The organism is Nostoc sp. NZL, from assembly GCF_015714705.1.
GTDB lineage: Bacteria > Cyanobacteriota > Cyanobacteriia > Cyanobacteriales > Nostocaceae > Nostoc > Nostoc foliaceum_A.
Genome location: NZ_WBKL01000013.1, coordinates 44,610 through 58,248 on the forward strand (window position 1 = coordinate 44,610; position 13,639 = coordinate 58,248).

Consider the following 13,639-nt stretch of genomic DNA (forward strand, 5'->3'; position numbering starts at 1 on the left):
TTTAAATAAATTTTCCACAATTGGCGATATCCGATTGATAAGTTCCTGATGATAGCTAGAAACTCCTTGCATAACTTCCTACCAATATTTAACTAATTACCTCAATTATAAACAATCCTCTTCAGCGCCCCTCTGCGTTAAAAAAAAAGGCGGGCTGAAAGGCCCGCCTCATAAAATTTTGAGAATATTCTGTTGCTATTAACCCAACAATTGTTTAGCCTTAGCTAACACATTATCAACGCTAAAGCCAAACTTCTCTAAACAAACATTGCCTGGAGCCGAAGCACCAAAGCGATCGATACTAACGCAATCGCCTTCAGTACCCACGTATTTGTGCCAACCGAAACTGCTACCAGCTTCTACAGACAAACGCTTGGTAACAGCTTTTGGCAGAACGGACTCTTTATAAGCCGCATCCTGTGCTTCAAAAAGTTCCCATGAAGGTAGCGAGACAACACGGACTTTCTTGCCTTCAGCCGTGAGTTTTTCGGCTGCGGTGACAGCGAGGCTCAATTCTGAACCAGTAGCAATCAAGATAATTTCAGGTGTACCTTGGCTATCCACAACGGTGTATCCACCTTTCGCTACGCCCTCAATTGATGTACCTGCCAAGTTGGGGACGTTTTGACGGGTGAACGCCAACAAAGACGGAGCGTTTTGCTTCGCTTTTTCAATCGCTACTTTATAAGCACCAGAGGTTTCGTTACCGTCTGCGGGACGGAACACCGTTAAATTAGGAATGGCTCGCAAGGAAGCGAGAGTTTCAATGGGTTGGTGTGTCGGGCCATCTTCACCTTGTCCAATGGAGTCGTGAGTCATCACCCAAATCACGCCAGCTTGGGAAAGGGCGGATAAGCGGATGGCAGCACGCATGTAGTCTGTGAAGATCAAGAAGGTAGCACCGTAGGGAATTAATCCCGAAGTGTGCAGCGCTATACCATTACAGATTGCGCCCATAGCATGTTCCCGCACACCAAAGTGGATGTTGGGGTTTTCGTAGTGCCCTTTTTGGAAGTCGCCCTTGCCCTTGATTTCGGTCAAGTTGGAGTGGGTTAAATCAGCCGAGCCACCAATCAATTCAGGTAAAACTGCCGCTATTTTGTTGAGGCAAGTTTCTGAGTGTTTGCGGGTGGGCAGTCCTTTGTCTTCGGGGGTGTAGGTAGGTAGTACCTTATCCCAACCGTCGGGTAGTTTGCCACTAATGTAGCGTTCAAATTCAGCTGCTTCTTGGGGATACTTAGCTTTGTAGTCGGCAAATGTTTTGTTCCAGTCGCCTTCGTAGCCTGCACCGCGTTCCACTGCTTTGCGTGCATGGTTGAGAGCGTCTTGTGGAACTTCAAAAGGCTCGTATTCCCAACCCAAATTTTTCCGAGTCAATGCTATTTCGTCTCCACCCAAAGCCGCGCCGTGAACGCCAGCAGTGTTTTGTTTATTGGGAGAACCATAACCGATGATGGTTGTCACCTTAATCATTGATGGTTTATCGGTGACAGATTTAGCTTCTTCAATTGCTTTAGCGATCGCTTCTAAGTCAGTATTCCCGTTCTCAACGTGCAGAACGTGCCAACCGTAAGCTTCAAAGCGCTTGGAAACATCTTCGGTGAATGCCACATCTGTGGAACCGTCGATGGAGATGTGGTTGTCGTCGTACAGAGCGATGAGTTTGCCTAATCCCAAGTGTCCTGCAAAAGAACAAGCTTCACCGGAAATCCCTTCCATGTTGCAACCGTCACCTAAAATTACGTAGGTGTAATGGTCAACAATCTTGGTATCGGGTTTGTTATATTTTGCGGCAAGGTGCGCTTCGGCGATCGCCAAACCGACTCCATTGGCAATTCCTTGACCCAAGGGGCCAGTTGTGACTTCAACGCCTGGGGTCATGAAGTTTTCAGGGTGTCCAGGGGTTTTGGATTCCCACTGGCGGAATTGCTTGATATCTTCGATGGTGACGCTATCGTAGCCTGCCAGGTACAGTAGGGCGTACTGCAACATCGAGCCATGACCGGCAGACAAGACAAAGCGATCGCGGTTAAACCATTTGGGATTCTTGGGATTAAACTTCATAAAGCGATCCCAGAGGACAAAAGCCATTGGAGCCGCGCCCATCGGTAGTCCTGGGTGTCCCGATTTTGCCTTTTCTACGGCGTCAACAGCCAAGAAGCGGATCGAGTTAATACAAAGTTCTTCGGGGGACAGTTCTTTGAGGGATTGGGTTGCAACAGTCATAATCTCTTGTTTTTAACGACGGGTTAGCACTCTTCGTAGCTTCTTTTGCTGGGGTTATTTTAGATTCCCCACAGTATCCTCATCATCCCATTCCCGCTTGTCGATGGACAAGCGGGATCTCCTGAGTTTATGGTGATAAATCAAGCTGATAATTGGGTCATGCTGAACGCTTAAGTTATATCGGAATGATATTTCTGATACTTTTAGCACAGTCATCTCAGGAGAGCAGACCAGCAATAAAATGGGAAATTTTTAGACGTATTTCTTAAAGGCCAGTGTGACATTATGACCGCCAAACCCAAAAGAATTGGATATTGCCACCTCGACTTTTTGAGCGCGGCTAGAGTTAGGCACGTAATCTAAGTCACACTCAGGATCGGGATTTTCCAGATTGATTGTCGGTGGAATTTGGTCATTAGCGATCGCCAGTACTGTTGCGACTGCTTCAATACCTCCAGAACCGCCCAACAAATGACCTGTCATCGATTTGGTGGAGCTAATTGCCACCTTATAGGCATGTTCTCCCAAGGCTTTTTTGATTGCTGAAGTTTCAGTTGAATCATTGGCTGGGGTACTAGTGCCGTGGGCATTAATATAGCTAATCTGTTCGGGAGTTATGCTGGCATCTTTGAGCGCTAGTTCTATCGCTCTAGCGGCTCCGAATCCACCAGGGACGGGGGAGGTGATATGGTAAGCGTCACAGGTCATACCATAGCCGATCATTTCGGCATAAATGTGAGCGCCACGATTTAGGGCGTGTTGGAGTTCTTCGAGAATTAAAATTCCTGAACCTTCACCCAAGACAAATCCATCGCGATCGCGGTCAAAGGGACGGCAAGCATGAGCTGGGTCGTCATTGCGAAAAGAGAGGGCTTTGCAGGCGGCAAACCCAGCCATTGATAATGGTGTTACAGCTGCCTCTGTTCCGCCACAAATCATCGCCTGGGCATATCCCCCTTGAATTAAGCGAAAAGCATCGCCTACAGCGTTGGAGCCAGCGGCGCAGGCAGTTACAGGGCAGGAATTTGGCCCTTTAGCACCCGTGTGAATTGCCGTTAATCCTGCTGCCATATTGGCGATCATCATCGGTATCATGAATGGACTACAGCGATCGGGTCCACGGTTGAGGTAGATAGTTTGCTGGTCTTCTAATACCTTAATGCCGCCAACGCCAGAACCGATCATGACACCTACCTGTTCTGCATTCAGGTCATTAATAACTAATTCCGCGTTAGATATAGCCTGTTTTGCTGCCGCAACCCCAAATTGGGCAAATCGATCCATGCGCTTGGCCTCTTTGCGCTCCAAGTAATCGTGTGGATCGAAGTTTTTTACCTCACCAGCAATGCGGCAATCATGGCGAGACGCATCAAAAAATGTGATGTAGTCAATGCCATTACGTCCACTCAATAATCCATCCCAATATTCTGTTGCTGTGTTACCTATAGGTGTAATCGCGCCAACACCAGTTACAACAACGCGTTTACGTGTATGATCTGTCATGATTCAGTTAAAGGTGGCGAAAAAGCAGCAGGCATTAAATATTGCTGAGTTTCGAGTCCTGAGTTCTGAGTTTTGGAAGCACCCAAAGATCGAGAAAACTCCGAACTTTTGCCTCCTAAAACTCTAACTCCTAAACTTTTAACTGTTCAGCACTCAGTGAAAAGTCAAAGCAGCGGTTTTTGCCGTAGATGCCCAAAGGGGGCATGGCATTGCCATCTAAACTTTGGTGACTCAAAACTTTTTTTAAGCTGATGCGGTAACTTTGTTATTGATGTAATCTACTGCGTCTTGAACCGATACAATCTGCTCGGCAGCTTCGTCGGGAATTTCGATATCAAATTCTTCTTCCAAGGCCATCACCAGTTCAACGGTATCCAAGGAATCTGCTCCTAAATCTTCCATAAATTTGGATTGTGGAGTGATTTTGGTATCGTCTTCAACGCTCAGTTGTTCGGTGACGATTTTCTTGACCTTATCAAAAAGTTCCGTTTGGCTCATAAATAATAAAAGTCCTTAACCAGTTACTAGGTTCTGCTCTTTATGGGAGACATTGTTTTGAGCATATACATCTTATCGTCAAGCGCGATCACCCGTATACTACCAAGGGGTTTTCTGTTAGAAAACCCCTCCCGTTCCTCAAAAGAATGGAGTAAATCTTCTTAGAATTGGGTAGGAGAGCGGGCTACGTCATCGTCGATATCGTGTAAATGCTTCGGTTGTCTAATTATTGCTAAATTTTTTTACAATGTCTCGATCAGTATTTAAAGCCTTGCTAGCAATAAGAATATGTCGATGCTGCGGCTTTGAACCTAGACGGTTAAAGGGTCGCTGAACGTCAAACATCAGAACTTTGGTGCTAACAAGGAATGATAAAACAGTTATTGTTTAGAGCGATCGCTCTAACCCAAACATACCTCTATGCTATCTCAGACACTTAAATACGCTTACTTCCCTGGTTGTGTTGCCCAAGGGGCCTGTCGGGAACTTTACCAGTCAACTCAAGCGCTTACTCAAGCACTGGGCATTGAACTGGTTGAACTTAAAAAAGCTGCTTGCTGCGGTTCTGGCACATTTAAAGAAGATTCTCAACTGCTGGAAGATACAGTCAACGCCAGAAATATTGCCCTAGCAGAAGAATTAAATCTGCCCTTACTTACCCATTGCAGCACTTGTCAAGGTGTTATCGGTCATGTCAATGAACACTTGAAAGAATGCAAAACAACTGACCCTGCTTACATTGAACAGGTTAATGGCTTGCTGCATAAAGAAGGATGTTCGCCTTATCGCGGCAGTACCGACGTTAAACATCTTCTCTACGCCTTGGTAACAGATTACGGTTTAGAGGAAATTACCAAACGTGTCACTCGGAAGTTAACTGGATTAAAATGCGCGGCTTTTTATGGCTGTTATCTTCTCCGTGCCCAAAAATATATGCCCTATGATGACCCCTTCCAACCGGAAGCGATGGAAAATATGTTTCGGGCGGTGGGTGCAACACCAATTTATTACCGAGGCCGGACGCAATGTTGTGGTTGGCCCCTTGCTAGTTATGCCACTACCCAATCTTTCAAAATGGCGGGGATGCATATTCAGGATGCCTTAACATCTGGTGCTGACTGTATAGTTACACCTTGTCCTTTGTGCCACTTAAATTTAGATTCGCGTCAGCCAGAGGTAGAAAAGGTTATTGAACAGAAGCTAGGTTTACCAGTGTTGCATTTACCCCAGTTGATTGCTTTGGCACTTGGGGTTAGTCCAAAAGAACTGGGTTTAGAGCGCCACGTTGTTTCCACCAAGCCAGTGTTGGAGAAATTAGGCTTTTAGTTTGTGGAGTACAAGGTAGGGGCACAACAATGTACAGTGTTGTCAACTTAAGCTCAAGCGCTTGTCCCATATACGCTTTACCCCTCCCCTTGGTAAGGGGAGGGGCGGTTTTGGCTTTAGACAAAACCGGGGTGGGGTGACGCGGTGAGTAATGGTAAGTGAATGAACTCAATATCACGTCTTGACAAGCGTTTCACGCTAAGTTGACACCGATGAACAATGTACAGCCCAAAGCCTTTGTCACAGTAATAAGTAAAAGTTTTGACTGCTGGAATTACTGAAACACTCCATCAAGCCCAACTAGCTTTAGTGAACTACTCAGACTTGCCTCCGGCTGAAGTCTGAGCTTCTGTAATCACGGGGGAGTGCCTAAACTTGGTTTTTCTGGTCACAAGTATGCAGAATGAAACGGGTAATATACCCGCCCCACAAAGATAAATAAGAGTTTTAGAGAGGTTTTGCGTAAGTCCTCTTTTAGTTTAATCATTGCTATTTTTGGATTTACGTTGCAATTGTTTTAGCGATTGATACATATCTGGCAGGCGACTATAAACAGCACATACCTTGAGATATAGCTTGTAAGGAATTGCTGGAGTTCCTGAGACAATTTCTCCTGGTGCAACATCGCTGTGAATTCCAGTTTGAGCAGATGCGATCGCCCCATCTCCGATTTTCACTTGATTGGCTATTCCTGTTTGTCCAGCTAAAATAACGCGATTTCCCAGTTTCACGCCTCCCGCCATGCCAGCCTGACCTGCGATCGCACAGCCAGAACCGATTTGGCTACCATGACCTATTTGCACTAAGTTATCAATTACTGTATTACGACCTACCCGTGTTTCTCCGACAGATGGGCGGTCAATAGCAGTGTTACAGCCAACTTCCACGCCATCTTCTAAGACGGTATAGCCAGATTGTTCCATTTTTAACCAACCGGTACGGGTGGGAACATAGCCAAAGCCTTCTGAACCGATGACAGCACCACTGTGAATTACACAATCTGCACCGATGTGGGTGCGTTCGTGAATGGTACAGTTGGCGTGTAAGGTGGTGCGATCGCCTATTTTGGCATCTGGATAAATCACCACATTGGGATGAATAATTGCGCCATCGCCAATTTCCACCCCTTGCTGAATCACAGCATGGGGGCCAATGTAAACATCATTACCAACTTTTGCCGTAGAATGAATCACAGCGGTGGGATGAATTTCTGCGACGGGGCGATATGGTTGGTAAAACAGTGCGATCGCTTTGGCAAACAACAGTCGCGGATCTGAGGTTGCTATCCAGACAATACCCCTCTCTTGTGCAACCACCTGTAATTTTTCATCTTGGGGCAAAATTAAAGCACTAGCATTGGTCTGACCAACAAAAGACCCAAATTTTGGCCCTTCTACGTAGCTGAGAGTCCCGATGGTAGCTTCATCAATGGCTGCTACACCTGTAATTTCTGGGTCATGTTCTGGATTACTAGTCAGGCTATGATTGGTGACCGCATCACCAAATTGGCGGACGATTTCGCTGAATTTCATTGTTGGGTGGGTTCAAAATTGATCTACAATGGCAAGACAATTTTCCCTCTTTATGCTCCATTAAGGTTCAGTTAGCGTCAAAAACCATAATTGGGTTGAAGAACGAAACCGTATTGCTTGAGGCTCGACTACAGTAATTTTATAGAAGTGTCAAAGTAATTCGTAATAACACTTGCGGACTCATTACGAATTACGAATTACGAATTACGAATTACTTCCCATTGCTACACCTGCTAAATACCCAGTTGTCCAAGCACTTTGGAAGTTAAACCCACCAGTGACACCATCAATATCTAAGATTTCTCCGGCAAAATAAAGACCAGGAACTAACCTACTTTCCATCGTCTTGAAGTTAACTTCTTTGAGGTTGACACCGCCACAGGTAACAAATTCTTCTTTAAAGGCTCCTTTACCACTGATTAAGTATTGTCCCTGAGTAAGTTCTTGCACTAGTTGATTTAACGTTTTACTCGATATTTCTGCCCAACGATCTTCTGTGGTGATGCCTGCACGGGCAATGATATATTGCCAGAGACGATGGGGTAGATCAATACCACGATGCAATGCGATCGCTTTCTTTCCCCATTCATCCTTAACTGCTAAAACTTTTTCTCGCACTTGTTCTTGTTGCAAATCAGGCAGCCAATTAATCAATAATGTGGCTTGATAGCGGCTTTCATGCAGAACTCTCGCACCCCAAGCTGAAAGCTTCAAAACAGCCGGGCCACTTAAACCCCAGTGGGTAATTAGTAATGGCCCAGTTTGTTGTAATTGAGATTTTCCGCCCCCAGATAACCGCAATTGGGCAGGGTTAACGCTAACTCCAGCTAAAGCCCGCAATTGAGGATCGGTAATGTTGAAGGTAAATAACGAGGGTACTGGCGGTTCAATTTTATGACCTAACTCTCGGACAATTTTATAACCCACAAGGCTGCTGCCGGTCGCAAGAAGTAGGCGATCGCATTTAATCGTCTCTCCCGACTTCAGAAGAATATCAAAACCCCCATCTGCTGCGGTTCTCACGGAAGTTACATGTGTACCGATACGGAGTTTTACTCCAGATTTCGCCACCGCTTTAATCAGACATTCAACAATGGTTTCTGAAGTATTGGTGACAGGAAACATCCGGCCATCAGCTTCCGTTTTTAGATAGACTCCACCAGCAGCAAACCAGCTTACTGTATCTTGAGGCCCAAACTTAGTCAAAGCACCCCGCAAAGCTTTTGCGCCTCTGGGGTAATTTTGCACTAACTCCTCCGGATCAAAGCAAGCGTGGGTAACGTTGCAGCGTCCGCCACCAGAAATTAGCACTTTCGCTAGGGGTTGGCGACTGGCTTCGAGTAAAGTAACTTCGGCATCAGGATTGGCTTTAGCACAAGCGATCGCGCCAAAAAATCCCGCTGCCCCACCCCCAATAACTACAATTCGTAACGGTAGCAAGTTCTAAAATTTCTCAATAGCACGTACTTTACTAGGCTAGCCGTTATTTTCACTCTTCAACCATTTCAAATTGGTCTTTTGTGGCTCCGCAAGTCGGACATACCCAATCATCTGGTATATCTTCAAAGGCAGTTCCCGGCGCTATATCGCTATCTGGATCGCCTACTTCTGGGTCATATTCATAGCCACAAACAGTACATATATACTTTGTCATGTCCTTTTTCCTAATATATTTATCAATAGCTAATGACCAATGACTACTTCATAAATCAGATTACAAACGCCACCAAGTCCTTTGGGCATAACTGATAATCCCGATCGCGATCGCCCCTAGTAGCAGTAGCCAAATAATTCCACCTGGAATAAAAGTGAGAATACCAAAGCCTCTTAGTACCCAGACGGCGACGCTAACGCCGAGAAGGATACCAAAAATCTGGATTAATCTACGATTTAAAGAAGATTGACTCACCTAATTTTCCTCTCAACTCAACAGACATTACACTATGATATTGACAATAAAATATGAATTTACGATGAAGTTGCAGTTTCAACAGAAATAATACGTAAAAATTGGGATATTCTAGCTAGCGAAAGTCCATTAAGGCGGACACTAAACTTTGGAAAGCCTTATTGTGTCTACCTTTGTGTAGCCACAACATCTAGTCTAGACAAGTTACTTTATTAACTTTTAGGAGCGATCGCAACTTGAGATAAAATCGTGTTTGTGCCATTCTAGCTGTTAATAACTAAGTTTTTCATCTATAAATACCGCTACTATCAAGCCTACTTAAGTATTGATTGTGATTATAAATACGTTTTTTCCAGTAAAGAGACTAAAATAATTACCAAAAAATCACTGTTTCCGGAAAAGAGAGGCATTACACTGGAACTAAAATTTAGTGGGTTGGATCTAAACCAAGTTTTATGGCTTGTAGTTTCAACTCTATTTAGGTGGATGAGTTGAGGAGTAACTAAAATCATTATGTCTGCGTCTCATATCTCAGACTCAATTATTGCAGGTTCAGATATGGCTTGGAGTCAAGACAAGCAAATGTTGCTGGTGCAGGGTGAAATTTTGGTAGAAACGCGATCGCACAAAACCTGGGGTGGCGCTGTGACAGCGTGGATGTATTTGCCGATGGTGCGATCGCAAGTTTGGCAGCAATTAACTGACTATCCCCGCTGGGTACAGTATTTTCCAGATATCACTAAAAGCGAAATATCACACAAAGGTGAAGTCAAACGCCTGTATCAAGCTGCCCAAAAAGCCTTTTTCTTTTTCACGGCTCAAGTTGAAATTTACCTCAGCGTTGTAGAAGTGCTGGGGCAACAAATCCAATTTCGCATGGAAAAAGGGACTTTTGAGGATTTTAACGCTAATTTAGAACTAAAAGATTGCGGTAACGGCACAATGCTTGCTTATACTGTGCAAGCTACACCTCTGATTCCAATTCCATCAATTTTCATTCAACAAGCAATGAACTTAGAGTTACCTGCAAATATGCGTAAAATGCGACAAGTAATTTGTAAGGGACAAAATAATTCGTAATTCGTAATTCGTAATTCGTAATTTGTGAGGCAGTTCCTTTTTGATGGTTCCCTAAAAAGGAACTGCCTATTTTTCCACATTGGTGGAGTAGGTTCATATGTCCAATAACAAAAAAGAAATATTTCGCAAAAAAACGCAAAGACGCAAAGTTTAACTTTGCGTCTTTGCGTAAGATAATCCTGAATTAGCTGGTAAACACCTCAGCAGGTAAGCGACTAAAAGAAAGACGCTCATTTTGCACATCTACAAAGATGGTGTTGCCATCGGTGAATTCACCGCGCAAGATGGCTTTGGCAATTTGAGTTTCTAATTCTCTCTGAATCGCCCGCTTCAGTGGACGTGCCCCATATACTGGGTCGTATCCTACTTCTGCTAAAAAGTCAAGTGCAGCATCCGATAGCTTGAGGGATATTTTGCGATCGCTAAGTCTTTGCCGCAATCTTTCCACTTGCAATAGCACAATTTGCCGCAATTCCTTCTTATCTAAACCGTGGAAGATGATGATTTCGTCAATCCGGTTCAGGAATTCTGGACGGAAACTATTTCGCATCGCTTCCATAACCCGACGGCGCATTTCGTCGTAATGGGCGTTATCTCCAGCGACATCAAGAATGTACTGTGAACCGATGTTGCTGGTCATGATGATAATAGCGTTCTTGAAGTCCACTTTATGACCTTGGGCATCAGTGACGCGACCATCATCGAGAATTTGCAAGAAGATATTGAATACATCCGGGTGTGCTTTCTCGATTTCGTCGAAGAGAATCACTGAGTAAGGACGGCGACGAATCGCTTCTGTAAGTTGTCCGCCCTCTTCATAACCCACGTATCCTGGAGGCGCACCGATTAAACGAGAAACGGCGTGTTTCTCCATATACTCCGACATATCGATTCGCACTAGCGCATCTTCGCTATCGAACATATAGGCTGCCAGCGCTTTCGCTAACTCAGTTTTACCCACACCCGTAGGCCCAAGGAAAATAAAGCTAGCGATGGGACGATTAGGATCAGCCAATCCAGCCCGCGATCGCTGAATTGCATCCGCTACAGCTGTGACTGCTTCTTCTTGTCCAATCACGCGGTGGTGTAGTTCATCTTCTAAATGCAGCAGCTTCTCTTTCTCTGATTCCACCAACTTGCTGATAGGAATCCCTGTCCATTTAGAAATAATTTCGGCAATATCAGCTTCTGTGACTTCTTCTCGTAATAGTGATTTACCACTTCGTTGAGCACTTGCCAATTCAGCTTCTACTGCTTCCAATTGACGATGCAAACTGGTTAAATTACCGTATTTCAACTCCGCAGCCCGGTTAAGGTCGTAGTCGCGTTCTGCTTGCTGAATCTCTAAGTTGACTCGTTCAATCTCTTTTTTCACAGACTGAATTTTGTCAATAATATCTTTTTCAGACTGCCACTGAGTATTCAGAGTTCTTTGTTCTTCTTTGAAATCGGCAATTTCTTTTTCCAATCTTTCTAGGCGTTCACGAGAAGCTGCATCACTTTCTTTTTGCAGCGATAGCTTCTCCATTTCCAATTGCAGAATCTTACGATCAATTTCGTCGAGTTCTTCTGGTTTGGAGGTAATCTCCATTTTTAATCTCGCGGCGGCTTCGTCTACCAAATCAATGGCTTTATCAGGGAGGAAGCGATCGCTAATATAACGACTCGACAATACGGCTGCTGCAACTAAAGCACTATCAGAAATCTTCACCCCGTGGTGGTTTTCATAACGTTCTCTCAACCCGCGCAAAATCGAAATACTATCTTCTACACTGGGCTGATCGACATAAACTTGCTGGAAGCGTCTTTCTAGTGCAGCATCTTTTTCGATATGTTTGCGGTATTCATCCAGAGTTGTCGCCCCAATACAGCGTAATTCGCCCCGTGCCAACATTGGTTTTAACAAGTTACCAGCATCCATCGCGCCTTGAGTTGCACCAGCGCCGACAACGGTGTGAATTTCATCAATAAATAAAACAATATTGCCGCCAGATTCAGTAACTTCTTTTAATACTGCTTTCAGGCGTTCTTCAAATTCACCCCGGAATTTAGCCCCTGCAATCAAAGCACCCATATCTAAAGAGATTAACTTGCGGTCTTTGAGGGATTGGGGTACGTCACCTGCAATAATGCGCTGTGCTAATCCTTCAGCGATCGCAGTTTTACCAACACCCGGTTCACCAATTAGCACAGGGTTATTTTTTGTACGGCGAGAGAGAATTTGCACAGTCCGACGAATCTCATCATCTCGCCCAATCACTGGATCGAGTTGACCTTTACGCGCGGCTTCTGTAAGGTCACGCCCGTATTTTTCCAGTGCTTCGTATTTGCCTTCTGGATTTTGGTCGGTCACTTTTTGGCTCCCCCGAACTTGTTTAATAATATCTTTTAGCTTGCCTTCGTTTAAACTGAATTCTTGGAATAAAGCTTTGCCAAAGCGGTCATCTTTAGCGTAAGCCAACAATAAGTGTTCAATTGAAATATATTCGTCTTGAAACTCTTTGCGATATCCGTCTGCCCGATCTAACAGTGTATCCAAGCTGCGTCCCAAGTAGACAGAACTGCTGCTACCGGATACTTTTGGCTGACGTTGGAAAAATTGTTCAGTGCGATCGCGCAGTTTTTGGAGGTTAACACCCGCCTTGGTGAGAATCCCAGTTGCTAGACCATCTTGTTCTAGCAGCGCCTTCATCAGGTGTTCACTTTCAATTTGCTGTTGTTGATATTGTTTAACAATATCCGGGGTATGGGCGATCGCTTCCCAGGCTTTTTCTGTAAATTGGTTAGGATTAGTAGGTTGCATAGGCTTTTTCAGGAACGTAGAGGGGCAGTGGTGAAGCAGCGAGGTCTTCTCCCAAAGGGAGAGGCTAGCGCCAAGGGGGTTTCCCCCATGAGCGACTGCTGAACCCGGAGGGCTTGTCGCAGGCTACCACCAGAACACCAAGTAAAGAAAATTTCTGCTTTCAATAGATATATAGATATTGTATGAAGACAGGAGCGATCGCCTAGATCGGTGTTCACATCTTGTGAAAGTGGTATTTTCCCCTAGTCCGCATCTTTCTATCCACGCATCCTCTGATCTTCCTGCCCCCACACAGAGTTACCATGATCCCAGGTCGCCTAGTGGATGCTGAAAATGATTGACCCCTACGACTTTGAAGATGATAACTTTGACTTTGAGGATGAAGATTTTTTTAAAATAAAACCCATCAGCCAAATGACTGAAGGGGAAAAACTACAGCGCTTTAAGCGATTCTTCGACAGCAGCAGCCGTGCTATGTTGCAAGACTGTCTATTTCGTATCGTCAATTATGAAGATGGTACGGGCACGTTAGAAATTCTTTGCCCTAATGAAGTCGTAAGACAACGCCTTTCCAAAAAAAAGCGCAAAATTACCAACAACATCAACACCTGCTGGAGCCATATCAGATGGTTTTCGCTATGTGTCCAGCAAGATAATGAGTTGCATTGCCAAAAGTTTACCCGTAACGGCGATTTGGTTACATCTTAGTTGGGGATTGGGGATTGGGACTGGGGATAAAGAAAGTGTTTTCCCAATGACAAA

Annotated in this window: 12 protein-coding genes; 3 read left to right on the plus strand and 9 right to left on the minus strand. The window is 44.7% G+C overall.

The window, feature by feature from the left end:
• Window positions 1-198: 198 nt before the first annotated feature.
• The 3 genes from tkt to acpP form a co-directional block, all read right to left on the minus strand.
• Entirely contained in the window at window positions 199-2,226 is a 2,028-nt protein-coding gene (gene tkt / locus F8R90_RS01505; protein ID WP_196508959.1) for a transketolase, read from the minus strand.
• A gap of 252 nt (window positions 2,227-2,478) precedes the next feature.
• Complete coding sequence (fabF, locus tag F8R90_RS01510) at window positions 2,479-3,729, minus strand: beta-ketoacyl-ACP synthase II (protein ID WP_196508961.1); 1,251 nt, start codon at window positions 3,727-3,729, stop codon at window positions 2,479-2,481.
• 243 nt (window positions 3,730-3,972) lie between these two features.
• On the minus strand, window positions 3,973-4,227 hold the full coding sequence (gene acpP / locus F8R90_RS01515) for an acyl carrier protein (protein WP_190891379.1): 255 nt from the start codon (window positions 4,225-4,227) through the stop codon (window positions 3,973-3,975).
• A gap of 420 nt (window positions 4,228-4,647) precedes the next feature.
• On the opposite strand from acpP, the gene F8R90_RS01520 reads away from it, so the two are divergent.
• A complete protein-coding gene (locus F8R90_RS01520) occupies window positions 4,648-5,553 on the plus strand; it encodes a CoB--CoM heterodisulfide reductase iron-sulfur subunit B family protein (RefSeq protein WP_196508963.1) in 906 nt (301 codons plus the stop codon).
• Between the two features lie 479 nt (window positions 5,554-6,032).
• Here F8R90_RS01520 and lpxD read toward each other — a convergent pair whose 3' ends face one another.
• From lpxD to F8R90_RS01540, 4 genes are all read right to left on the minus strand, one after another.
• Complete coding sequence (gene lpxD, locus F8R90_RS01525; protein ID WP_196508965.1) at window positions 6,033-7,085, minus strand: UDP-3-O-(3-hydroxymyristoyl)glucosamine N-acyltransferase; 1,053 nt, start codon at window positions 7,083-7,085, stop codon at window positions 6,033-6,035.
• Between the two features lie 204 nt (window positions 7,086-7,289).
• The gene (locus F8R90_RS01530; RefSeq protein WP_196508967.1) at window positions 7,290-8,525 is read right to left on the minus strand and encodes an NAD(P)/FAD-dependent oxidoreductase; all 1,236 of its coding nucleotides are present in this window, start codon (window positions 8,523-8,525) and stop codon (window positions 7,290-7,292) included.
• 49 nt (window positions 8,526-8,574) lie between these two features.
• Entirely contained in the window at window positions 8,575-8,739 is a 165-nt protein-coding gene (gene rd, locus F8R90_RS01535; RefSeq protein ID WP_196508969.1) for a rubredoxin, read from the minus strand.
• A 60-nt stretch (window positions 8,740-8,799) separates the two neighbouring features.
• Entirely contained in the window at window positions 8,800-8,994 is a 195-nt protein-coding gene (locus tag F8R90_RS01540) for a hypothetical protein (protein WP_190891356.1), read from the minus strand.
• 513 nt (window positions 8,995-9,507) lie between these two features.
• On the opposite strand from F8R90_RS01540, the gene F8R90_RS01545 reads away from it, so the two are divergent.
• Complete coding sequence (locus F8R90_RS01545; protein WP_196508971.1) at window positions 9,508-10,074, plus strand: SRPBCC family protein; 567 nt, start codon at window positions 9,508-9,510, stop codon at window positions 10,072-10,074.
• A gap of 184 nt (window positions 10,075-10,258) precedes the next feature.
• Here F8R90_RS01545 and clpB read toward each other — a convergent pair whose 3' ends face one another.
• Window positions 10,259-12,877 carry an ATP-dependent chaperone ClpB gene (gene clpB, locus F8R90_RS01550; protein ID WP_196508973.1) on the minus strand — a complete coding sequence of 873 codons (2,619 nt, stop codon included), beginning with the start codon at window positions 12,875-12,877 and terminating at the stop codon, window positions 10,259-10,261.
• A gap of 8 nt (window positions 12,878-12,885) precedes the next feature.
• The gene (locus tag F8R90_RS01555; RefSeq protein ID WP_196508975.1) at window positions 12,886-13,095 is read right to left on the minus strand and encodes a hypothetical protein; all 210 of its coding nucleotides are present in this window, start codon (window positions 13,093-13,095) and stop codon (window positions 12,886-12,888) included.
• A 106-nt stretch (window positions 13,096-13,201) separates the two neighbouring features.
• Between F8R90_RS01555 and F8R90_RS01560 the strand changes: the two genes are divergently transcribed.
• The gene (locus F8R90_RS01560; RefSeq protein ID WP_230966030.1) at window positions 13,202-13,585 is read left to right on the plus strand and encodes a hypothetical protein; all 384 of its coding nucleotides are present in this window, start codon (window positions 13,202-13,204) and stop codon (window positions 13,583-13,585) included.
• The last annotated feature ends 54 nt before the right edge of the window (window positions 13,586-13,639 follow it).